The organism is Bowmanella dokdonensis, from assembly GCF_017254865.1.
Classification (GTDB): domain Bacteria; phylum Pseudomonadota; class Gammaproteobacteria; order Enterobacterales; family Alteromonadaceae; genus Bowmanella; species Bowmanella dokdonensis.
In genome coordinates this window covers 33,945-53,754 of record NZ_JAFKCV010000001.1, presented here as the reverse complement: position 1 = coordinate 53,754, position 19,810 = coordinate 33,945, and the positions used below count along the sequence as shown (strand labels likewise).

Annotated in this window: 25 protein-coding genes; 13 read left to right on the top strand and 12 right to left on the bottom strand. The window is 55.7% G+C overall.

All coding sequences use genetic code 11. The annotated features are described in order from the left end of the window. The first annotated feature begins 31 nt into the window (after positions 1-31). The 6 genes from gspI to J0A66_RS00265 are packed head-to-tail and all read left to right on the top strand — an operon-like array spanning position 32 to position 4,415. Positions 32-403, top strand: coding sequence for a type II secretion system minor pseudopilin GspI (gene gspI / locus J0A66_RS00290; RefSeq protein ID WP_206571773.1), 372 nt, complete (start codon positions 32-34; stop codon positions 401-403). After that, positions 393-1,019, top strand: coding sequence for a type II secretion system minor pseudopilin GspJ (gene gspJ, locus J0A66_RS00285; protein WP_206571772.1), 627 nt, complete (start codon positions 393-395; stop codon positions 1,017-1,019). The genes gspI and gspJ overlap by 11 nt, the downstream gene beginning before the upstream one ends. Beyond that, positions 1,009-1,995: a type II secretion system minor pseudopilin GspK gene (gene gspK, locus J0A66_RS00280; RefSeq protein ID WP_206571771.1), complete on the top strand. Its 987-nt coding sequence runs from the start codon at positions 1,009-1,011 to the stop codon at positions 1,993-1,995. The genes gspJ and gspK overlap by 11 nt, the downstream gene beginning before the upstream one ends. After that, positions 1,992-3,188, top strand: a complete 1,197-nt coding sequence (gene gspL, locus J0A66_RS00275) for a type II secretion system protein GspL (protein ID WP_206571770.1) — start codon at positions 1,992-1,994, stop codon at positions 3,186-3,188. Before gspK ends, gspL begins: the two co-directional genes overlap by 4 nt. 1 nt (position 3,189) lies before the next feature. Next, positions 3,190-3,669 carry a type II secretion system protein GspM gene (locus J0A66_RS00270; RefSeq protein WP_206571769.1) on the top strand — a complete coding sequence of 160 codons (480 nt, stop codon included), beginning with the start codon at positions 3,190-3,192 and terminating at the stop codon, positions 3,667-3,669. Beyond that, positions 3,666-4,415 carry a type II secretion system protein N gene (locus J0A66_RS00265; protein ID WP_206571768.1) on the top strand — a complete coding sequence of 250 codons (750 nt, stop codon included), beginning with the start codon at positions 3,666-3,668 and terminating at the stop codon, positions 4,413-4,415. Before J0A66_RS00270 ends, J0A66_RS00265 begins: the two co-directional genes overlap by 4 nt. A gap of 66 nt (positions 4,416-4,481) precedes the next feature. Here J0A66_RS00265 and yrfG read toward each other — a convergent pair whose 3' ends face one another. Then, a complete protein-coding gene (yrfG, locus tag J0A66_RS00260) occupies positions 4,482-5,168 on the bottom strand; it encodes a GMP/IMP nucleotidase (protein ID WP_206571767.1) in 687 nt (228 codons plus the stop codon). A gap of 52 nt (positions 5,169-5,220) precedes the next feature. On the opposite strand from yrfG, the gene nudE reads away from it, so the two are divergent. The 3 genes from nudE to J0A66_RS00245 are packed head-to-tail and all read left to right on the top strand — an operon-like array spanning position 5,221 to position 7,185. Next, positions 5,221-5,784: an ADP compounds hydrolase NudE gene (nudE, locus tag J0A66_RS00255; RefSeq protein ID WP_206571766.1), complete on the top strand. Its 564-nt coding sequence runs from the start codon at positions 5,221-5,223 to the stop codon at positions 5,782-5,784. Then, on the top strand, positions 5,784-6,629 hold the full coding sequence (gene cysQ, locus J0A66_RS00250; protein WP_206571765.1) for a 3'(2'),5'-bisphosphate nucleotidase CysQ: 846 nt from the start codon (positions 5,784-5,786) through the stop codon (positions 6,627-6,629). Before nudE ends, cysQ begins: the two co-directional genes overlap by 1 nt. Continuing rightward, on the top strand, positions 6,616-7,185 hold the full coding sequence (locus tag J0A66_RS00245) for a YceI family protein (protein WP_206571764.1): 570 nt from the start codon (positions 6,616-6,618) through the stop codon (positions 7,183-7,185). The genes cysQ and J0A66_RS00245 overlap by 14 nt, the downstream gene beginning before the upstream one ends. Here the strand turns inward: J0A66_RS00245 and J0A66_RS00240 are convergent. From J0A66_RS00240 to abc-f, 5 genes are all read right to left on the bottom strand, one after another. Further along, positions 7,182-7,403, bottom strand: coding sequence for a YheU family protein (locus J0A66_RS00240; RefSeq protein ID WP_206571763.1), 222 nt, complete (start codon positions 7,401-7,403; stop codon positions 7,182-7,184). The genes J0A66_RS00245 and J0A66_RS00240 overlap by 4 nt on opposite strands. Next, the gene (locus tag J0A66_RS00235; protein ID WP_206571762.1) at positions 7,400-8,425 is read right to left on the bottom strand and encodes a hydrolase; all 1,026 of its coding nucleotides are present in this window, start codon (positions 8,423-8,425) and stop codon (positions 7,400-7,402) included. Before J0A66_RS00235 ends, J0A66_RS00240 begins: the two co-directional genes overlap by 4 nt. 98 nt (positions 8,426-8,523) lie before the next feature. Beyond that, on the bottom strand, positions 8,524-8,652 hold the full coding sequence (locus J0A66_RS23520; protein WP_277603501.1) for a hypothetical protein: 129 nt from the start codon (positions 8,650-8,652) through the stop codon (positions 8,524-8,526). 79 nt (positions 8,653-8,731) lie between these two features. Next, positions 8,732-9,184: a TIGR02444 family protein gene (locus J0A66_RS00230; RefSeq protein ID WP_206571761.1), complete on the bottom strand. Its 453-nt coding sequence runs from the start codon at positions 9,182-9,184 to the stop codon at positions 8,732-8,734. Continuing rightward, positions 9,165-11,081 (bottom strand): ribosomal protection-like ABC-F family protein, encoded by a 1,917-nt coding sequence (gene abc-f, locus J0A66_RS00225; protein WP_206571760.1) that lies wholly within the window; start codon positions 11,079-11,081, stop codon positions 9,165-9,167. Before abc-f ends, J0A66_RS00230 begins: the two co-directional genes overlap by 20 nt. A 66-nt stretch (positions 11,082-11,147) precedes the next feature. Between abc-f and J0A66_RS00220 the strand changes: the two genes are divergently transcribed. After that, positions 11,148-11,351 carry a YheV family putative zinc ribbon protein gene (locus J0A66_RS00220; RefSeq protein ID WP_206571759.1) on the top strand — a complete coding sequence of 68 codons (204 nt, stop codon included), beginning with the start codon at positions 11,148-11,150 and terminating at the stop codon, positions 11,349-11,351. Between the two features lie 15 nt (positions 11,352-11,366). Here the strand turns inward: J0A66_RS00220 and J0A66_RS00215 are convergent, their stop codons facing one another. Genes J0A66_RS00215 through J0A66_RS00205 form a run of 3 tightly spaced genes read right to left on the bottom strand, consistent with a single transcriptional unit; the run spans position 11,367 to position 13,516 of the window. Further along, the gene (locus J0A66_RS00215) at positions 11,367-12,296 is read right to left on the bottom strand and encodes a formate/nitrite transporter family protein (RefSeq protein WP_206571758.1); all 930 of its coding nucleotides are present in this window, start codon (positions 12,294-12,296) and stop codon (positions 11,367-11,369) included. Between the two features lie 30 nt (positions 12,297-12,326). Beyond that, the gene (locus tag J0A66_RS00210) at positions 12,327-12,533 is read right to left on the bottom strand and encodes a SlyX family protein (protein ID WP_206571757.1); all 207 of its coding nucleotides are present in this window, start codon (positions 12,531-12,533) and stop codon (positions 12,327-12,329) included. A gap of 14 nt (positions 12,534-12,547) precedes the next feature. Continuing rightward, positions 12,548-13,516, bottom strand: a complete 969-nt coding sequence (locus J0A66_RS00205; RefSeq protein ID WP_206571756.1) for a WD40 repeat domain-containing protein — start codon at positions 13,514-13,516, stop codon at positions 12,548-12,550. 287 nt (positions 13,517-13,803) lie between these two features. Between J0A66_RS00205 and fkpA the strand changes: the two genes are divergently transcribed. After that, on the top strand, positions 13,804-14,541 hold the full coding sequence (gene fkpA, locus J0A66_RS00200) for an FKBP-type peptidyl-prolyl cis-trans isomerase (protein WP_206571755.1): 738 nt from the start codon (positions 13,804-13,806) through the stop codon (positions 14,539-14,541). A 484-nt stretch (positions 14,542-15,025) separates the two neighbouring features. Beyond that, a complete protein-coding gene (greB, locus tag J0A66_RS00195) occupies positions 15,026-15,508 on the top strand; it encodes a transcription elongation factor GreB (RefSeq protein ID WP_206571754.1) in 483 nt (160 codons plus the stop codon). Positions 15,509-15,510: 2 nt separating this feature from the next. On the opposite strand, the gene J0A66_RS00190 is transcribed toward greB, so the two are convergent. Continuing rightward, on the bottom strand, positions 15,511-15,921 hold the full coding sequence (locus J0A66_RS00190; protein WP_206571753.1) for a VOC family protein: 411 nt from the start codon (positions 15,919-15,921) through the stop codon (positions 15,511-15,513). A 200-nt stretch (positions 15,922-16,121) separates the two neighbouring features. On the opposite strand from J0A66_RS00190, the gene J0A66_RS00185 reads away from it, so the two are divergent. Further along, a complete protein-coding gene (locus J0A66_RS00185) occupies positions 16,122-18,437 on the top strand; it encodes a Tex family protein (RefSeq protein ID WP_206571752.1) in 2,316 nt (771 codons plus the stop codon). A 66-nt stretch (positions 18,438-18,503) separates the two neighbouring features. On the opposite strand, the gene J0A66_RS00180 is transcribed toward J0A66_RS00185, so the two are convergent. Together J0A66_RS00180 and J0A66_RS00175 are read right to left on the bottom strand one after the other, a co-directional pair. Then, positions 18,504-19,454 carry a putative metalloprotease CJM1_0395 family protein gene (locus J0A66_RS00180; RefSeq protein ID WP_206571751.1) on the bottom strand — a complete coding sequence of 317 codons (951 nt, stop codon included), beginning with the start codon at positions 19,452-19,454 and terminating at the stop codon, positions 18,504-18,506. A gap of 15 nt (positions 19,455-19,469) precedes the next feature. Further along, positions 19,470-19,778 (bottom strand): hypothetical protein, encoded by a 309-nt coding sequence (locus J0A66_RS00175; protein ID WP_206571750.1) that lies wholly within the window; start codon positions 19,776-19,778, stop codon positions 19,470-19,472. Positions 19,779-19,810: the final 32 nt, after the last annotated feature.

The following is a 19,810-nucleotide window of genomic DNA, read 5'->3' as shown; positions in this document are numbered from 1 at the left end:
CTCGTTACCTGTTGGTCGCTATCCTAGGGGCATGACTCTGTTGGAAATCATGGTCGCCCTGCTCATTTTTGCCCTCACCGGCACTGCGGTGATGAAGGCTGCCGGGGATCACCTGCACAATGTCAGCATGATTGAAGAAATCACTTTTGCCACCTGGGTGGCCAATAATCGTCTTGCCCAGGTGCACCTGGAAGGTCGCTGGCCACCCCAGAACAATCAAAAAGGCAGTGAGGAGATGGCGGATCGCACTTGGTACTGGAAGCAGGTGGTGAATGAAACCGCCGACAAAGATCTGCGCCAGGTGTCAGTCGAAATCCGCCTGCAGGAGAATAGCGAGCAGGTGATTACCTCGGTATCCACTTTCCTGGCCCGACCCTCAACAGGCAGCCTCAATGGGAACTAGTCGCGGCTTTACCCTGCTGGAGATCCTGATAGCCATGGCTATCTTCACCCTGATTGGCCTAGCCGCCAATGGGGTGCTGACCACCGTACTGAACAGCGATGCCATCTCCAGCGAGCGGGTGGAGAAACTGCAAACCCTGCAACGGGCCATGCTGTTCCTGGAACGGGATCTGCTGCAGGCGGTTCCCAGGGCTGTGCGTATCAATGGCGAACAGAATGAACGGGTGATCACGGGGGGCGCCAATCAGTTGGAAAGCCAGTCCGATGGCCTGGCGCTGGTGCGAACCGGCTGGCATAACCCCCAGTTGATCCTGCCGCGCAGCACATTGCAGGGAGTAGGCTACCGCCTTTACGACGGTCAGTTACAGCGGCTGTACGGCAACCACCCGGACAACGTCATCGGCCATGAACCTAAAATCAAGACGCTGCTGACCGATGTGGAAGATTTTCGCGTACAGTTCCTCACAGAAACCGGACAAAGGCCACTGAAATGGGAGGACACCTATGTAGGCACCGTGCTGCCCAAAGCCGTCGCCGTCGACATCCTCAGCAAGGACTTTGGCCGTATCCGCCGGGAATTTCTGCTCCCCTCGCCGGGAGGCGCCAATGCACCATAGCAGGGGGGTCGCGCTGATTCTGGTATTGCTGATCCTGGCCATGGTCAGCGTCATCGCTACGGAAATGGGCTCCCGGCTGCAATTGCAGGCCCGGCGGGCGGGCAACATCAAGGATAATAACCAGGCTTACTGGTATGCCATGGGCGCAGAACAGTTTGCCCTGAAATCCATTGCGGAGCTTCTGGAGTCGGCCAATGGGGTGATTCATCTCAACCAGCCCTGGGCCGCCGCAGATATTCAGTTTCCCCTCGAGGGGGGCGGATTGCAGGCCAGGATCACCGACATGCAGAGTTGCTTCAACCTTAACGCCCTGCAGGCGGCCCCTCAGAACAAAACCGGCACGCCCACAGCAAACTCGCTGGCCGAAGCCTTCAAGCGGTTGTTGCAGACCGACGGTCTGGAGATTTCCTCTTATGATGCCGATGTGTTCCGCGACTCCGTCATAGACTGGCTGGATCAGGACAGTCAAATCAGCGCCTTTGGTGCCGAAGACAGCGATTATGAAGCCAAGCTCCCCCCTTATCTGCCTGCCAATAACCTGATGGCCGCCGAGTCTGAACTGAGAATGGTACATGGGGCCGCCCCCCAATGGCTGGACAAACTTTTACCCCTGGTCTGTGTACTGCCCGGCAACAACAGCCTTAAAATCAACATCAATACCCTGACAGACGAGCTGGCGCCGGTACTCCACGCCCTGCTCGGCAACGGTATCAGCCTGCAGGATGTGAAAGGCATCATTGCCTCCAGAAAGCCGGAAGGATTCAAGGACACCAATGAATTCTTCAGTCTGCCGGAAATCACAGCCCTGAACCTGACCGACGATCAGAAAGGATGGTTTGACGTGACCAGTCAATATTTCCTATTGCAGACCCGAACCCGTTACAATAACGCCAGTTTTTCCATGTCATCCTTACTGGTCGTGGATCAAGGCAGCACACCGGTGGTTGTCCGCCGGGAATTTGGAGGCTTCAAATGACAGAGCAGCTAGTCATACGACTGGGATCCACACGGATGGACCCGATTCAGTGGCTGGTCTGGTCCAGTGGCGAGCAGGAGATCATCGCTTCAGGTGAGCTCGCTGATGCCACTCACCTGCACAGTCTGGCTGACCGGGCAGGCAACCGGCCCGTCACTGTGCTTGCGCCCACCAGCGACATCCTCCTGCATTGGGTCACCCTGCCGGCCAAGGCAAGCCGTAAAGCCATTGCTGCTATCCCTTTTATGCTGGAAGATGAGCTGAGCTCCGATATCGACAACCAGTTCTTCGCACTGGGGCCCAGGCACGGTGCCCATCAGGCCGTTGCTGTAGTGGAGAAGCAAAAGATGGTGGGGTGGATCGATGTGCTGAATGATGCCGGCCTGTCCTTTGATAAACTGCTGCCGGATATTCTGGCCCTGCCCCACCACAGTGAAGGTTGGTCCCTGCTGCAGATCAGTGATCAGCTACTGCTTCGTCAGGATGAGTGGAAAGGGATGCAAGGTGAAAGTAAATGGTTACTGACCGCCATTGGCCATGTAGCCAGACAGCAGGCTACACCGTTGACCATTGCCAACTATTCCAATCTGGTCCTGCCCGAGTCCCCCAACCTGGTCCAACAGGCGCAGACGCTGGAAATGCCCATGAAAGTATTGGCACAGGGGGCCCTCTCTGCGTCCTTTAATCTGCTGCAGGGCGATTTCAAGATCAAGAAGCAGCGCAACAATCGGTGGCAGAAGTGGCGCCTGGCGGCCGTACTGGCAGTGATCGCACTGACCACCAGTCTGGTGGACAAAGCGGTGGAAGCCAACCGGCTGGCCAGCCAGCGGGACGCGCTGGAACAACAGATCGAAGCGGAGTTCAGGCGGGCCTTTCCGGAAGTCACCCGCATCGTTAATGTGCGTTCACAGATGAATCAAAAACTCAGCGAATTGCAACAGGGAGGTTCCGGTGTTTCCATGCTGGTGATGCTCTCGCAGTTGAGCGATGCCTTCGACCGAAGCCAGATAAAGCCCCAGACCCTGCGATTTGATGCCAAGCGCGCCGAATTGCGCATGCAGGCGGTGGCCGGCAGTTTCGAGGCTCTGGAACAATTCCGACGACTTGCCGAAGGCCTGGGATTTGAGGTTCAGCAGGGCGCCATCAATAATCAGGACAGCCAGGTCGTGGGCTCGTTGTCCATAAGGAGCTGACGTGAATCCATTGTTACAACGATTCAGGCAATTATCCGACCGGGAACAGAAACTGACCCTTGCCGCCCTGGCAGTGCTGGGACTGCTGTTGTTCTATCTGGTTGTCTGGGCCCCCCTGAATCACTCCATTGAACGCAACAGAACTGCCGTTGAAGCCCAGCAGGAATTGCTGGCCTGGGTGCAGAAGAACGCCAACCGCGTCCAGCAGCTCAAGGGGAACGCCGGTAAGCAGGCAGCTTTCACTGGCTCCCTCACCCAGGCAGTCAATCAGTCCGCCAGCCGCCTGAACATCAATATTTCCCGTATGCAGCCCCAGGGTGAAGAGCTGCAGGTGTGGGTGGACGAAGCCCCCTTCAATCAGGTGATCAGTTGGCTGCAGAATATTGAGCAGATGGGTATCCGCATACAGGATGCCGACTTCAGCGAGACGGCCAACCCGGGCCAGATCCGCATCCGTCGGTTGCAGTTGAGCAAGTCATGAAGTCAGCTGCTGTAATAAAAGCCGGTCTGCTGTGTTTGACCCTTTTCCTGTTTTTTCTGCTGGCTAAGTTGCCGGCCATACAGGTTATCCCCCGGCTGCCGCTCCCCGCACAAATCACACTCCAGGGCCTCAGTGGTACAGTCTGGGAGGGCCGGGCACGGGTGGTAACTTACCAGGGGATTCCCCTTCACCAGGTACACTGGCGGCTCAGTCCCTGGGGATTGCTGAGCGGCGCCCTGTGGCTGGAGTTGGAGGCCGGCAACAGCCGCGATGCCGATCAGGTGTCCCTGCAGGGCAGCCTGAGCCTGAGTCGTGACAGTGTATCCTCCGATGGCCTGGAGGTGTTCTTGCCTACGGATCTTGTCATCGCCCAGTTGCCACTGCCGTTGCCGGTCAACGCCAAAGGGCGTTTCAAGATCAGGCTGGATGAGCTTCACTTTGCAGACGGTTGTGAGGTCCTGCAGGGGACTGGCCAGTGGCTGAATGCCCAGGTGGCTGGCACCCGGGGTTATATTCCCCTTGGCAATTTTGACGCCAGCCTGGCCTGCCGGGAACAGGATTTGCTGGTGAATATCCAGGAGCCCAACAGCTTTGGCCTGAGCGCCGAGGCGCGCATCCCAGCCAATTTCAAAATAAGCGTAGCCGGGCGCTTTAAGCCGGACGCCGAGCTGCCCGAAGAAGTTCACCAGGCCGCACGCCTGTTCGGCAAACCCGATGCCGAGGGTTATTACCAGATCCGATTTTAGAGAGGTACACCCCAGGGTGCACGACGCCGCCAAGGTGTACTGTTTATTCCTGTGTGTCTTAGGGGCTTACCTGTTTACCACCGGATGATTGCGGATGTCTTCCAGCAGGTAGCGATAATCCTGCACCGCCGGAAAGTCGTCGATCTCTCTGATGGGCAGCTTTGAATCCGGATTGCTGACAGCCAGCAGATGGGCGATGCCAAATCTGGCCGCGGCGTGCAGTATGGTCAGGCTGTCATCCACAAACAGGGTGCGGGCAGGATCGAATTGCAGTCGCGCTTGCAGTTGCTGCCACAACAACTGGGATTCCTTGGTCACGCCAAATTCATGGGTCGAGATCAGGGTATCAATATGCCGATCCAACTGCGTTCGCTCCACTTTCAATGACAGGCTGTCCGGGTGGGCATTGGTCACCAGCACTACCTGCCGGCCAGTGGCGTGCAGGGCCTCAAGAAAAGGCAGCGTGTCGTCACGCAGTCCAATCAGATGCTGGATTTCCCGCTTGGCGCTGACGATATCCATATTCAGCCGGTCGGCCCAGTAATCCAGGCAATACCAGTGAATAGTACCGGCCACTGCCTCATAGTCCCCACGCATTCGCTCTTTGGCCTGCTCAAGGCTCAGACCATCGCGCTCAGCCAGTTTGGCAGGGATCAATTCCAGCCAGAAATGGTTGTCGAAGTGCAGGTCCAGCAGCGTGCCGTCCATGTCAAGCAACACTGTGTCTATCTGATTCCAGGCCAGCATAGGCAATTGGTTTCATCCGCGTTATAGTTAGGGCGAATTATTCTACAGCGGCAGCCAGATGAGTAAAGTCGACCTTGAAAAGGTACTTCCACAGATTCATGACACCCAGTTGGTGGCCCGCAGCCGTCTGTTCCATATCGAAAAGCTGGATTTGGAGTTTTCCAACGGCGCACGTCGCGAATTTGAACGCATGCGCGGTTCCGGCCGGGGGGCAGTAATGCTGGTGCCTTTTCTGGACGACCAGACCCTGCTGCTGGTACGTGAATATGCCGCCGGCACCCATTCCTACCAGCTGGGCTTCCCTAAGGGCCTGGTGGATCCGGGTGAAGACGCCCTGCAGGCCGGTAACAGGGAATTGATGGAAGAAGTAGGCTACGGTGCGCGCCGCCTGCACAAGTTGCATCAGGTCTCCATGGCGCCAGCCTTTTTTAATGCCAGCATGGACATCCTGGTGGCCGAAGATCTCTATCCAAAACGGCTGGAGGGTGATGAGCCCGAGCCGCTGGAAGTGGTCCCCTGGTCTTTGTCCAGGGTGGATGCCCTGCTCGGCAGGGAAGATTTTACTGAGGCACGCAGTATCAGTGCGCTGTTGCTGGTTGAGAGGTGGTTAAGGAACCGATAATGCCCGATGGAGAGAGAGCCCCTTATCTGGAGCTGGCTAAAGAGGCCGCCCGCGAGGCTGGTCAGGCTATTCTGGAAATTTATGACAGTGGCGATTACCAAAGCTACAGTAAAGCCGACGATTCGCCAGTGACGTCCGCAGATATCCGCGCTAACGAGATCATCACCCGGCTGTTGATGGAGAAATCCCCGCAGATCCCCATCATGTCGGAAGAGCAGAACAATGGCCAACTGTCCGACCGGCAGCACTGGCACCGTTACTGGCTGATCGATCCCATTGACGGCACCCAGGAGTTTGTCGCCCGCAGTGGCGATTTTGCCGTCAATATTGCCCTGGTGGAGAACAACGAACCGGTAATCGGCGTGATTTACTGGCCGGCAGGTGACTCCATGTATTATGCCAGCAAGGGACAGGGTGCCTACAAAGCCACCCCGCTGGAAGACAGGCCTATCCGGGTCAGAAAACTTGAAGATCCTGCCGATGGGGTGGTTGTGATTGCCATCAGTCGTCGCCAGTCCCGGGACAAAGTGATGTCCAAGCTGACCAGCCACAGGGTCTACCAGACCTTGCCACTGGGAAGCTGCTCGCTTAAAGCCTGTTTTATTGCCGAGGGCAAGGCCGATGTCTTCCTGCGTATCGGCAGTACCGGTGAATGGGATACAGGTGCCTCCCAGTGTATCGTCACCGAGGCCGGCGGCACCCTTCTGGCCGCTAATTTTGAGCCTTTAACCTATAACAGGCGTAATTCCCTGACCAATCCGGATTTTGTCGTACTGGGGGATCCCAGTGTCGATTGGCGTCATATTGTGCAACACCAACAAGAGGAAGACCATGAGGATAATTAGCCTGGCAGCGTTGCTGCTTTGCGCCCATACGGCCCTGGCAGACTGGCAGTTGGATCAGCAGGCTTCCAGCCTGCATTTTCTGTCTACCAAGAATAACCTGGTGACGGAAATCCATCACTTCAAGCAGTTTGACGGCAGCTTATCTGACAGCGGAGCGCTGAAAGTCAGCATCGATATAATGTCTCTGGAAACCGGCATCCCCATCCGCAACGAACGCATGCAGGAACACCTGTTCAAGCTGTTTCCCAAGGCTAACCTGAGTGCCCAGTTACCGGATAAGGTCTTGGAGCTAGATGTCGGTGAAACAACCAGGCTGGAAGTGAAAGCCAAGCTGGATATGGCCACCAAAACCCAAACCTTGCCGATTGATGTTCAGATAACCCGGCTGGCCAACGAACAACTGGTAGCAACCACAACCAAACCCATTCTCATCAATGCCATCCAGTTTGGCCTCACTGATGGGATCAAAAAGCTACAGGAAATCGCAGGCCTGTCCAGCATCGACCAAACGATTCCGGTAACCTTCAGCGTGGTTTTCTCTGACAATCAGAGCTAATCGCGGGGGAGTTGATCGCGAGACAAGATATTGACCGTCTCGTGCAGCTCCGAATAGACCAGCAGGGCCTCGCCTCGTTTCAGTTGGCCATGGACCTGCTGGATTTTATCCTCCAGACTCACCTCCTGTTCGCCATAATCCGTGCCTTCCCTGAGAACAAAGGCTTCTATCACATTGAACAGGGTCTGGCGGTCGAGCTGATCAAACGGAATAATCATTCTGCCACCCCGAACGTTCCCTGCCCGTTCTCAAGATAGGGCCGGACAAAGTTTACGATCCGCTGATGTGTCCAGATCCTGGGCCGCCATGGCGTGCCCTGCATAAAACCCACATGTCCACCCTGCTTACTCAACTCCAGCCGCACAAAAGCCGACAGTTCGTTACTACTGGGCACCACCGACGGACTCATAAAAGGGTCGTCTTTGGCATGCAGAACCAAAGTAGGTGTCTGAATATGGCTGAGAAAGGTCGCCGCACTGCATTTGCCGTAGTAGTCCAGGGCATCCCTGAAACCGTGCAGGGGAGCAGTAATATGCTGATCAAAATCCAGGAAACTTCGGAAACTTCGCACCTTTTCCTCATCCAGCGACAGGTCCGAATAATCGAAGTGCTTCATCTTGTGCAGCAGTCGCTGACACATGCTGTTGAGCAGGTAGCGTTGATAGAGACGGGAAAAGCCTTTGCCGATGCTGTTGGCACATTCCAACAGACGAAAGGGTGGGGAAATGGCCACCGCTGCCTTGATAAAGCGTTGGTTAACCTGCTCCCCAAGCAGCTTCAACAACATATTGGCGCCAAGGGAAAAGCCTACGGCAACCTTGGGCAGCGATGTGAAACGGCGGTCCAGGGTTTCCAAAAGATACAGGGCGTCTCCGGTATCGCCCGAATGATAAGCCCGTAACGTCCGGTTGGGCCGGGAGCCACAGCCGCGAAAATGCATCATCACCGCCTGCCAGCCCTGCTGGTTGAACTCGGCCAGCATATCGTTGGCGTAATGTGATTTGACTGAGCCTTCCAGACCGTGAAAACAAATCACCAGGCCTTTTTCGTCTGATGGACGGGGTGTCCAGGCCAGTTCAACAAAATCACCGTCGGGCAGATCAAGGCTTTCCCAGTTCAGTTGCACGGGACGCCGCCGCTGCAGCAACCTTGGCCAAATGGTCTGGATATGGGGATTTCTGGCCCACCAGGGCGGCTTAAAATCACTTTCGACTATCTGACCAAATTCGGCGGATGGCAACCTTTGTCTCCCTTATACCAAGCGGATTAATCATCAAACAGCGCCGATTTGACTACAGTGCGCCATCAATGACAAGCCCCATCCCATGCCTGGCCGGCTCAGTTCGGTTTATTGTCCATGGTGTTGTGCAGAATCAGGTAAACGTAGTAGAAGCAGATGCCCAATACCACCGCCAGGCCCAGCAATGAGCCCCACACCACCGGATCGCCCAGTATCAGTTCCAACATAAGAATTCCCCTGTCTGGTTGTTTCAACAGGTTTAGTCTACGTCTGTCTGCGGGCTGAAAATTTGACCCGCATCAATCTTTAGCCCTGCAACAGGCTCAGCAGGGCTCGCAGGCAAGCGGGATCGCGACCCTCGGCCTGGCAATATCGCTGTAAATTGTTGGGCCCTTCAGGTGGTTGTTTCAGGTAGTTGTCTACCTCTGCCAGGTTCACGCACAGCTGCCGCTGTTGCCTTTTTTCCAATGCCAGTTCTGCTTTTTGCAGCAACAGATAAGCCTCTTCGTCGTGGGCTTTGGTTTGTCTGCGCACAGTCCTGAGCGGTGCAAGCAGGGCTTCGGTACTCCGGATAGCCGCTCTCAGCCCGGCGAACTGCTGCGCTGACAACCTTATATGCTGCTCCTGCAAATACAAACAAAGCAGCAAGATATTCACGTTCAGACCGGATTCGTCCTGCAATCTGAGCAAGGGCTCCTGATAACGGGCATAATAATCCAGGCTGAACTGCCAGAAGGCCTCAGCCTGCAAGACTGGCATCGAAGGCCCTTTGTTTATGCTCAAGCTGCTCCTGGGCATCCAGCCAGTCCATCTCTACCTCTTCGAGTTCCTGTTTGCAGCGGGATTGCTTCTCCAACAAGGCCTTGAGCCGTGCTTTGTGCTGTTCTTCATACAAACTGGTGTCAAGCATCTGTTGTTCGATGTCGGCCAAATCTGCCTGCAGGCTATCCATGCGCTTTTCCTTCTCCAACAACAGCTTACGAATTGGTTGGGTAGCCTGCCGGAACTCGGCCTCCAGCCGTTTTAGGGTTTTGCGATCTATCTTGTCTGACTCTGCCTCAGCGTGATTTTTTGTGCTGCTCTGTGGCTGGCTGTTCATCAACCAGTGCTTATAGTCGTCCAGGTCACCCTCGAAGGACTGCACCTGACCACTGTCGACCAGATAGAAGGCTTCGCATACCGAACTGAGCAGGAACCTGTCGTGGGAGACCAGCACCAAAGCGCCTTCAAACCCCTGCAAGGCAATATTCAACGCATGGCGCATATCCAGATCCAGATGGTTGGTGGGTTCGTCCAGCAGCAGCAGGTTCGGTTTCTGATAGACCAGCAATGCCAGCACCAGGCGAGCCTTTTCACCGCCGGACATGGGCGCGACCCTGGCCAGGGCCTCATCGCCACGAAAACCGAAGCCACCTAAAAAGTCCCGCAGGGACTGTTCGGTGGCCTGCCGGTCTAATCGTTGTAAATGCCCCAGGGGAGAACTGTCAGCATCCAGATACTCCAGTTGGTGCTGGGCGAAGTAACCAATCCTCAGTCCGGCCGAGGTGGTGTATTGTCCCTGCAAGGGCTCCATTTCACCGGCCAGCAACTTGATCAGGGTGGATTTGCCTGCTCCGTTTCGACCGAGCAGGCCGATACGGCTGCCCGGCACCAGGTTAAGCTGCAGTTTCTGCAATATGACCTTGTCGCCGTAGCCCACCTGCACCTGCTCCATGCTGACCAGCGGATTGGGTAGCTTTGGCGGGGTGAAAAAATCGAAGGAAAACCCGCTTTGATAATGGGCCGGGGCCAGTTGCTCCATTTTTTCCAGTTGCTTGATACGGCTCTGTGCCTGCTTGGCCTTGCTGGCCTTGGCCTTAAAGCGGTCAATAAAGGACTGCAGGTGGGCCACCTGCTGTTGCTGTTTCTTGAACTGCAGGTCCTGCAGCCTGAGGCGTTCGGCCCGTTGCAATTCGAACGAAGAGTAATTGCCCTTGTAGCTGACCAGCCATTGCTGATCCACATGGATGATCTCGCCGATAGTGGCATCCAGAAACGCTTTGTCGTGGGAAATCAGCACCAACGTGCCGGGATAACGCTGCAGGAATCGCTCGAGCCAGATGACGGCATCCAGATCCAGGTGGTTGGTAGGCTCATCCAGCAGCAGCAGGTCGGAGTGACATAGCAGCGCCTGGGCCAGATTGAGGCGCATCCGCCAGCCACCGGAGAAGGTCCTGACCGGCAGATCTGTCTGTTCGGGGGTAAAACCCAGGCCGTTGAGAATGGTCGCTGCCCGGGCTTCCACCTGGTACCCGCCGGCCTGCTCCAACTGGATATGCAAAGTGGCCAGACGCTCTCCCTGATGGGCGGTCTCGGCCTGGCGAATTTGTCTTTGTATGTCGCGCAGTCGTTGATCCCCGTCAATCACGTATTCGAGGGCAGATTTATCCGACGCGGGGGTTTCCTGGGCGACTGAGGCAATCTGCCAGTCCCTGGGCAGTTCACAACTGCCCTGATCGGCATGCAGTTGACCTTTGAACAGCGCAAACAGGCTGGACTTACCGCAGCCGTTGGCGCCCACCAGTCCCGCTTTGTGTCCGGGATAGATAGTGGCGCTGGCGCCCTCGAGCAACACTTTGCTGCCCCGCATCAGGCTCAGGTTGGCGATCTGTATCATGCTGTTTTGTGACTCAGTAAAAAAACCGCGATATCATATCATCTCAGTTCACCAGCCTCTTCCACCATGTCAGAAAAAACCCGCAAACGCTTTATCGCCGGCGCCACCTGCCCAAGATGTCAGGCCATGGATACTCTCATGTTGTACTTGCAAAACAATCTGGAGCATGTGGAGTGCGTGCAGTGCGGCCATCATCAGACCCAACCTGACGAAAAAGTCAGTTCCGCCACCCGCAAAAAAGAAAGCGTAATTGGCGTATTCAAGCCCTGATGTCGGAGTATCAGGCTAGCTTCTCGCCCTGGCCCGCCTTTCAATGCGTTGGGAATGCCGGATATGGCCGTAATTGAGCATGGCCACAAACACGCTGCCGCCGACCAGATTGCCCGCCAGCACGGTGAGAATCACCGGCGGTAGCGCCCAGAAAGCCAACTGGTCTGAGGCAAAGTAGGCAGCGAACAGCTCGATAGAGCCGGCGATGGAATGATGGAAGCCGCCCAGTCCAATCAGAAAGGTGACGATATAGATGCTGACAATCTGGCTGAGCGTGGAGTAGGTGGACAGGACAATCCAGGCACCCAGGGCCATCAGCCAGCCCGCCAGTACAGCACTGACGAACAGCACCTCGACCGGATAGTCCAGCAAGTGCCGGGCCAGGGCCAGATATCCCGCTCCCGCGTGAACCACCGGCTCTGCAGCAATCAGCAGGCTGCTGGACAAGACACCGCCAATCATGTTCCCCAGGATCACCACCCCCCACAACCGCAACAACTGCCGGACATGGGCCCTTTTATCCAACACCGGGTAAACGGCGGTGGCTGTATGCTCGGTAAATAACTGCGTACGGCTGAGGATACAGAGCACGAAGCCAAGGGGATAGGCTGCCGCCAGCATGACCCGGCTGAAGGGGTACTCGCCCTCGGCCAGCAGGGTCGCCACCACAGCCACTGCCAGCACGGTAAAGCAAAGGATCATGCCGGCCGCCACGGCCGAAAGCAGCAACGAGAAGAGTGGCCGGGAGAGCTGCTCCATCCCCTCCCCTATGGCTTTTTCCAGAATGTCATCCGGGTGCCGGAAGGTCTCATCGGTACGCTTGACGATAACAGAAACAAATTCACTGTTTTCCTGCCGACGCTCCTTCCCCCGACCGGTATCGTCGTCCCGGCTGAGAGGTTCACCCCGACTGGAAACCAGTTGCTTGTTATCCTGTTCTTTCATGTCACTCCTCCAGCATCGGGGCCTGAAAATTCAGTAATGAGGTGGCGGTGTCTCTTCCGAGTCAGTGGCAATATCGGAAGGCTGCATGGCCCTGAGGCGATCAGTGACATGTCTGAGCTGAAAGGTCAGCCGATCCAACTGTTTTTGCTGATCGGCCAGGGCCATATTCAGTTTCTCCAGGGTATCTTCCTGGAATGCCAGCTTGGTCTGTAACAGCTCAATATCTTCTTCTAGCATGGTGCTCTCTTCATCTAGTAGGCCCAGATTTCAGCCAGGCCACTGCTGCTCTCTGACAATACCTGGTGCCCGGGCAAAAAAGCCACATCATACACTACTGCGCTCTGAGGTTGGCTACCCTGCCTGGGCGTTACCCGCCATGATGCGACTTCTTCCCCCGTTGCGACTTCCCACAGGCTCAGGTCTCTGCCGGGTGATCCTGTGAGTAAATACTTGCCATCAGCAGAAAACCTGGCCGCAGAGAAAATTTTCTGCCGTTGCAAATAGCTCAATGTGCTAAGGGCCTCTCCGGTACTCAGATCCCAGATCCTGGCGTTGTTCTTACTGTCCGCCGTGAAGGCATAGCGCCCCTGATTATCCAACGCCACCTTCGTCACCCGGCTTGGATGCGTGAAACTGTAAACTATCTGGCCGGAACGGGTGTCCCACAGGTAGGCAAGGAAATCGCTGGCTCCGGTCAGGGCATAGAAACCATTAGGCGAGAGTGCAACGCTGTTAATCTTCTCCTGATGGCCTAAAAATTCAAGTCGTCTACCGCTGTCAGGCTCGAAGAACATTACCTTGCCGTTGCCCCGTCCCACCAGCACAGCTCTGCCCTGGTCGGCAACGGCCACATCCCGGATACTCGACTCGTCAATCCGCCAGAAACCTATAGGCTCACCGCTTTGTACATTCCACAGGGCAAAGGCCTCGCGGTCAGACGTGACGACGTGGCTGTTGTCAGCCGCGATATGGATACTGGCAACCAGATTGCTGCCATCCCCCTGATGTCGCCACTGATAAAGAAGCTCATTGGAATCCAGATCCCATACCCGGATGCCATTGTCCACGGAAGACACCACTGACAGACTGGCATCCTCCGACACGGCGGCAGCCATGGCTCCCCCCTCGGCATGCACCAGGGATTCCAGCGGTGTACTGCCGGGCAGGGAACATCCCAGTGGAATTAGCAGTACCAGGGAAAATGTCAGTCGACGCAGCATGCCATCCTTATGGTTTCGCTTTTGCTTTTATGGGTTTAGTATAAGCCCATTGTCCTGGCCGCTGTCCATCGAATTGGCGACAACGGGCCGGACTCAAGGACTGAGAGTCACTATTCTTTGCGTTGGGAAGGAAACTTTCTCGCTCACCCCCTCTCAAAGCTCGGACTCCTTATAAACCGTCTGTTGGCGAAGTAAATGATCGCCATGGACAAGTTATGGCCTGCAAATGGCCACTGAATTCCAGGCAGGATGCCTCCTGCCCAAGAAGCAAACTCATCGGAGACAATATGAAGAAGACCGCCATCGCCAGCCTGGTATTGTCAGCAACCCTGCTGACAGCCTGCCAACAAGAACCGGCCAGCCAGCAGGCCCCCGAAGTCAAATTGGACACACCGGAGCAGCAGCAGGCCTACGGTCTGGGTGTCTCAGTAGGTCAGTTTATCGACCAGAAACTGGATATGCAGGAAGAAGTAGAGATAAAGCTGGACCGCGAGATGGTTATTAAAGGATTCAAGGATGCCCTGACCGCCGAGTCCAAGATGTCCCAGCAAGACATTCAGCAGGTACTGACTGCCCTGGACGGTGTGGTTAACGAAAAACAACAGGCCAAGGAAGCCGCCATGAGTGAAGCCAATCTGGCCGAAGGCAAGGCATTCCTGGCAGAGAATGCCAAGCGGGCAGAAGTGACCGAAACGGAGTCAGGACTGCAATATGAAGTGCTGAGCGAAGGAGACGGCCCCAAACCCAGCGCAGAAGATACTGTCAAGGTCCATTACCTGGGCACATTGCTCGACGGCACCAAGTTTGACTCGTCTTATGACAGAGGTGAGCCTGCCGTATTCCCCCTGAGCAGAGTGATTTCCGGCTGGACTGAAGGTGTGCAACTGATGAATGTGGGCTCAAAATACAAGTTCTACATTCCGGCCGATCTGGCCTATGGCGAGCGCTCTACCGGCAAGATCACGCCTAACTCCACCCTGATCTTCGAAGTCGAACTGCTGGGTATCGAGAGCAAAGACAAATAAGGTCCGACCGGCCGTTGAAGGGTTCAGAATCCTTAGCTGCCAAAAAGAAAACCGGGCACTGGGTGCCCGGTGTCTTTCTCTACCAGCTGTTTCCCTGCTGAACCTTGGGTCCGCTCATTACAATACCCGTTATACGGGTGAAATAGGCCGGCTTACGCCGGTTACTGAGTATATCTGCTAACAGCTACCTTAGCTCAGATTCAATGACAAGTTGTTAAGGCATGCAAACCCGGTAGCAAGGGTTGCAGCATGGCGGATGACTCACACTGAAGCTGACTCATTGACTGCATCAGAACAGTGGTCACCCACTGTTGATTCTAGAAGATCCAGGCTGATTTGCGTCGCGCTTTTGAAACGTTTTTGTCATAAACAGATTCAGACTATTACTAACATGTTATGAGCCGGTTCTTGACGTATCCTCAACGTTCTCCCAATGCTTTGGGGACAAGGATTTCCGGCAGACCAGAGTGAGAAAATTTCATCGATGAAAACCAATCTGATCACCCGCGAGGGCTTCAATCAGCTCAGACAGGAACTGGACCACCTGTGGCGGGAAAAACGCCCCGAAGTCACCCGGAAGGTGTCCTGGGCCGCCAGCCTTGGGGATCGCAGTGAGAACGCCGACTACCAGTACAATAAAAAGTTGCTGCGGGAGATCGACCGTCGGGTCAGATACCTGCGAAAACGACTGGAAGAGATCAAGGTAGTGGACTACGCCCCCGAACAGAAAGGCCGGGTATTTTTCGGCGCCTGGGTAGACATAGAAAATGAACAGGAAGAAACCCTGTCGTTCCGCATTGTCGGCCCCGATGAAATCTATGCCCGCAAGGACTATATCTCCATTGACTCCCCCATGGCCCGGGCCCTGCTGAAAAAAGCCGAAGACGACGAAGTCTGGGTCAATACCCCATCGGGTCGAAAACTCTGGTATGTGACCCGTATCCACTACCCGGGGGAACAGGAATAATGTCAGGCTTTGGTCGCGATGGCATCGTACCCCTCACCAATAAACTGGATTAGGCAGATCCCATGACCAAACGGATCGGACAGACAGGCCAGCTTGCGCCAGTCATTGACACTCACCGGATGTTCGAGCTGTCCCCCCGATGCCAGTACCCTTTCTAATGTGGCATCCATATCCCCAACCACAAAGTCCAAATGCACAGGCGTCCAGTGGCGCCGATAACTGCGCAACTGTTGGGGCGTTTCCACTGCGCGGCTGCCGCTTTCTTTCTGTAACAGATAAATTGGCGCGCTGCTGCCCAGCAGTTCCGCTCCTGTGTTACCGAAACGACGGCCTACCCTGAGATCAAAGCTGTGGCAGTAGAAGAAAATGGCCTCATTCAGGTCCGCCACATCAATGTTAACCAGCATCTGCATAAAAACTCCTTGTTATCACACACTTATCCGCATCTATCAGAGAACAGACACAAGCGGCCAAACGCCAGGTGTTAGATCGGCCTGTTTTACCCACCCTGCTCTGCGGCGATTTTATACCCACTTGCCGCCCCCACACTGGTATTTTGCCTGCCAAGCCCTTATAAAGGGCTAGCATTTGCCAATAGCCACCAAGGCGACCAATGATCATAGAAAAAATTGCTTCCGAACTGTCCGTCTCCCCTCATCAGGTACAGGCGGCAGTCAAACTGCTCGACGATGGAGCCACCGTACCTTTTATTGCCCGTTACCGTAAAGAGGCCACCAATGGGCTGGATGATGTGCAGCTGCGGGCCCTGGAACAACGGCTGGGCTATTTGCGTGAACTGGAGGATCGCCGCCAGGTGATCCTGAAATCCATTCGCGAGCAGGAAAAACTCACTCCCGAACTGGAGAAAAAGCTTCTGGCTGTCGACAATAAGACCGAGTTGGAAGATCTGTATCTGCCCTACAAGCCCAAACGACGCACTAAGGGCCAGATTGCCATCGAAGCCGGTCTGCTGCCATTGGCAGAGGGGTTATTCAATGATCCCGGCCAGGATCCGGATACCCTGGCGGAACAATATCTGAACCCCCAGTTGGGTATTTCCGACAGCAAGGCAGCACTGGAAGGCGCCCGCTATATATTGATGGAGCGATTCGCCGAAGACGCCGCGCTTTTGCAGAAAATACGTCTGCATCTTACCCGTGAAGCCCATATCAGAAGCCAGGTCACTCCGGGCAAGGAAAAAGAGGCCGTCAAGTACAACGATTACTTCGCTCACTCTGAATTGCTCAGTAAAACGCCCTCGCACCGCGCGCTTGCCATGTTCCGGGGCCGCAACGAAGGCCTGTTGCAGGTTTCCATGCTCGCCGATCCGGCCAACGAGGAAGGTGATCGCAGTTCCTACTGCGAAACCATTATTGCCCAGCATTTCAACTTGCAGGATAAAGGCCGGCCAGCGGACAAATGGCTACAATCTGTGGTTCAGTGGACCTGGCGTGTGAAAATTCTCCTGCATATGGAGAATGAGCTGTTCGGCACGTTGCGGGAAAAAGCCGAACTGGAAGCCATTCAGGTATTCGCCAAAAACCTCAGTGACCTCCTGATGGCCGCACCGGCAGGGGCCCGGGTAACCATGGGGCTGGATCCGGGCCTGCGTACCGGGGTGAAAGTGGCCGTGGTCGATGCCACCGGAAAAGTGCTGGACACTAATACCATTTACCCCCATGCACCGCAGAACCATTGGGACAAGTCCGTTCGCACCCTCGTCAACCTGTGCCAGCAGCACAAGGTGCAGTTGATTAGCATAGGCAATGGAACAGCGTCCAGGGAGACCGATAAACTGGCCGCTGAAGTCGTCAAGGCTTTGCCTGATCTCAAGATCAACAAGATAATGGTCAGTGAGGCCGGTGCATCAGTCTACTCAGCCTCAGAGCTGGCCTCTGGGGAATTACCGGATATGGACGTGTCCCTGCGTGGCGCAGTCTCCATTGCCCGCCGTTTGCAGGACCCGCTGGCCGAGCTGGTCAAGATTGAGCCCAAAGCCATAGGTGTGGGACAGTACCAGCATGATGTCAGTCAGAGCCAATTGGGCAAATCCCTGGATGCGGTCGTGGAGGACTGCGTGAACGCGGTGGGCGTGGACGTCAATACCGCTTCCCCTGCGCTGTTGAGCTATGTGTCTGGACTGAATCGGACGCTGGCACAGAATATTGTCCGTTTCCGGGACCAGTACGGCGCCTTTAAGAACCGTAAAGGACTGCTGGAGGTTGAACGCCTGGGGCCCAAGGCCTTCGAACAGGCGGCCGGATTCCTAAGGATCAATGGCGGTGACAACCCGTTGGATGCCTCAGCTGTGCACCCGGAAGCCTATGATCTGGTCAGACATATAAGCCAGAGCGTCGAAACGGATCTCCAAACACTGATTGGCAATAGGGAGCTGTTGAAAAGCCTCAGGCCTGAGGAATTTGCCACTGACAGATTCGGGATCCCCACCATCAGCGATATTCTGGCCGAACTGGACAAACCGGGGCGCGACCCGCGTCCCGAGTTCAAGACAGCCACCTTTAAGGAAGGCATCGAGACGCTGCAGGATCTTAAACCCGGCATGATACTCGAAGGGGTCGTCAGCAATGTTGCGGCCTTTGGCGCCTTTGTGGATGTGGGTGTGCATCAGGACGGCCTGGTGCATATCTCGGCGATGACGGACAAATTTATTGCCGACCCCCGGGAGGTCGTCAAGGCGGGGGATATCGTCAAGGTCAAGGTCATGGAAGTGGATGTGGCCAGAAAACGCATTTCATTTACTATGCGTCTGAAGGACGAGCCGGCCAGGAGTCCCGGCAAAACGCCTCAAACCAAAACTGACAAGCCCCGGGGCAATAGGCCGCAGGGACAGCCCCAACGGGCCCCACAGCCCAGCAACAGCGCCATGGGCAATGCCCTGGCGGAAGCCTTCGCCAAGGCCAAGAAGTAAGCCATCTTTTTGATACAAAAAAGCCCCGCTCGCGGGGCTTTTCTCTTTTCTGACTGGTTGTCTTTCTCAGGCCAACTGCTGCAGGGCATGTTCCCTGGGCTGGTAGACCTGCTGGTAAAAATTCTCAATCCTCAGGGCCCTGGCGTCTATATCCACATCCCGGCTTGCCTGGACTCGGCGGAACTCTTCACTGCCGGTCTCCAGGCCTGCGGCTTCAGCTACAGGGTCATCTTCACGCAATTTGCGGGTGGGCGGCTGCACACCGGCGCCACCGATATCGCCCAGCTCGGGTGGTTCAAAGCCTGAACGGGTTTGCTCGGTTTTGTCGCCGAAGGCACTGTCATAAGCTTGTCCGGCGAGTTCGCGACGCTCTTCGGCAATCTCCTGCCTGGCGTCGGCGGCCTTTTGCTGCGCCTCAGCCGCCACTCGCAGATCCTGGGGAGAAGGCTCAGCCGGCGCGAGTGCCGCGGCCCTCACTTGCTGCATCTTGCGTAACGTTTCCTGCGGGGAAGCTTCCGCTGAAATATCGATAGAGACTTCACCGCCCACAGCATACTGCTGACCGTCCGGGCCAGTTTCAAATTCGTAGCTGGGCGACCCGGCATACTGGCCCCCAGCAGCAGCATGGGCCTGCTCATGGCTGCGGACTTCCTTATCACGCTGCTTCAGTTCCTGAATTTCTTTCTGCTCTGCAGACTCCTGCTGACGGTCCTGGGCATCCTGCTTGCCGGCACTGGGATCTTCGCCATTATCCTTGTTCTGGCCACCCTGTTGCTGTGCCTGTGTAGCGGCATTTTGATTTGGCTGAGGTTTTTCATAGGTCAGGGGTTGTGGTGCCTGCCCAGGATTCTTGACACGATCGGATTCGGAACCCAGGCCGGATTCCGCCGCGGAATTCTCAGAGGCGGAGAGCTGGGGAACGGTTTCCCTGGCAATATTGTCACGGCGAGCCGCTTCCGTATTCACATTGGACGTGTTAAGCGGAAAGGCTGACAGCGCGGGAGTAACAATATTCATCATAATGTTCTGGTCCTAGGCGACCTCGTTAATCAAACTGCCGACCATATCGCTGGTCATATCCAACACCTTGGCACCGGCTTCGGCATGGCGCAGGTTGAGGGTAAGGCCAGCCAGACTGTCTGTCACACTGCCGTTACCGGTTGACGGTACCCGCTCAGACAGTTTGGCAGTCTCGGCTTGTTCCTGCCTTGGCTCGCGTTGATCAGTCTGTTGCTGTGCCAGACTGATGGAATTTTGTGTAATACCGTCCGAGGCCCGCTGAATGGTCAGCGCACCGGACACAAATGCAGAATTGACATTACCATCGAACTGAATCGACATAGACTACCCCTCTTACCTCGTGGCTAATTATT

Bases quoted from the DNA above. Each gene is read 5' to 3' on its own strand.
- gspI (WP_206571773.1), top strand. From the start codon at position 32: ATGACTCTGTTGGAAATCATGGTCGCCCTGCTCATTTTTGCCCTCACC.
- gspJ (WP_206571772.1), top strand. From the start codon at position 393: ATGGGAACTAGTCGCGGCTTTACCCTGCTGGAGATCCTGATAGCCATG.
- gspK (WP_206571771.1), top strand. From the start codon at position 1,009: ATGCACCATAGCAGGGGGGTCGCGCTGATTCTGGTATTGCTGATCCTG.
- gspL (WP_206571770.1), top strand. From the start codon at position 1,992: ATGACAGAGCAGCTAGTCATACGACTGGGATCCACACGGATGGACCCG.
- J0A66_RS00265 (WP_206571768.1), top strand. From the start codon at position 3,666: ATGAAGTCAGCTGCTGTAATAAAAGCCGGTCTGCTGTGTTTGACCCTT.
- nudE (WP_206571766.1), top strand. From the start codon at position 5,221: ATGAGTAAAGTCGACCTTGAAAAGGTACTTCCACAGATTCATGACACC.
- cysQ (WP_206571765.1), top strand. From the start codon at position 5,784: ATGCCCGATGGAGAGAGAGCCCCTTATCTGGAGCTGGCTAAAGAGGCC.
- J0A66_RS00245 (WP_206571764.1), top strand. From the start codon at position 6,616: ATGAGGATAATTAGCCTGGCAGCGTTGCTGCTTTGCGCCCATACGGCC.
- J0A66_RS00240 (WP_206571763.1), bottom strand. From the start codon at position 7,403: ATGATTATTCCGTTTGATCAGCTCGACCGCCAGACCCTGTTCAATGTG.
- J0A66_RS23520 (WP_277603501.1), bottom strand. From the start codon at position 8,652: ATGTTGGAACTGATACTGGGCGATCCGGTGGTGTGGGGCTCATTGCTG.
- J0A66_RS00230 (WP_206571761.1), bottom strand. From the start codon at position 9,184: ATGCCAGTCTTGCAGGCTGAGGCCTTCTGGCAGTTCAGCCTGGATTAT.
- abc-f (WP_206571760.1), bottom strand. From the start codon at position 11,081: ATGATACAGATCGCCAACCTGAGCCTGATGCGGGGCAGCAAAGTGTTG.
- J0A66_RS00220 (WP_206571759.1), top strand. From the start codon at position 11,148: ATGTCAGAAAAAACCCGCAAACGCTTTATCGCCGGCGCCACCTGCCCA.
- J0A66_RS00215 (WP_206571758.1), bottom strand. From the start codon at position 12,296: ATGAAAGAACAGGATAACAAGCAACTGGTTTCCAGTCGGGGTGAACCT.
- J0A66_RS00210 (WP_206571757.1), bottom strand. From the start codon at position 12,533: ATGCTAGAAGAAGATATTGAGCTGTTACAGACCAAGCTGGCATTCCAG.
- J0A66_RS00205 (WP_206571756.1), bottom strand. From the start codon at position 13,516: ATGCTGCGTCGACTGACATTTTCCCTGGTACTGCTAATTCCACTGGGA.
- fkpA (WP_206571755.1), top strand. From the start codon at position 13,804: ATGAAGAAGACCGCCATCGCCAGCCTGGTATTGTCAGCAACCCTGCTG.
- greB (WP_206571754.1), top strand. From the start codon at position 15,026: ATGAAAACCAATCTGATCACCCGCGAGGGCTTCAATCAGCTCAGACAG.
- J0A66_RS00190 (WP_206571753.1), bottom strand. From the start codon at position 15,921: ATGCAGATGCTGGTTAACATTGATGTGGCGGACCTGAATGAGGCCATT.
- J0A66_RS00185 (WP_206571752.1), top strand. From the start codon at position 16,122: ATGATCATAGAAAAAATTGCTTCCGAACTGTCCGTCTCCCCTCATCAG.
- J0A66_RS00180 (WP_206571751.1), bottom strand. From the start codon at position 19,454: ATGAATATTGTTACTCCCGCGCTGTCAGCCTTTCCGCTTAACACGTCC.
- J0A66_RS00175 (WP_206571750.1), bottom strand. From the start codon at position 19,778: ATGTCGATTCAGTTCGATGGTAATGTCAATTCTGCATTTGTGTCCGGT.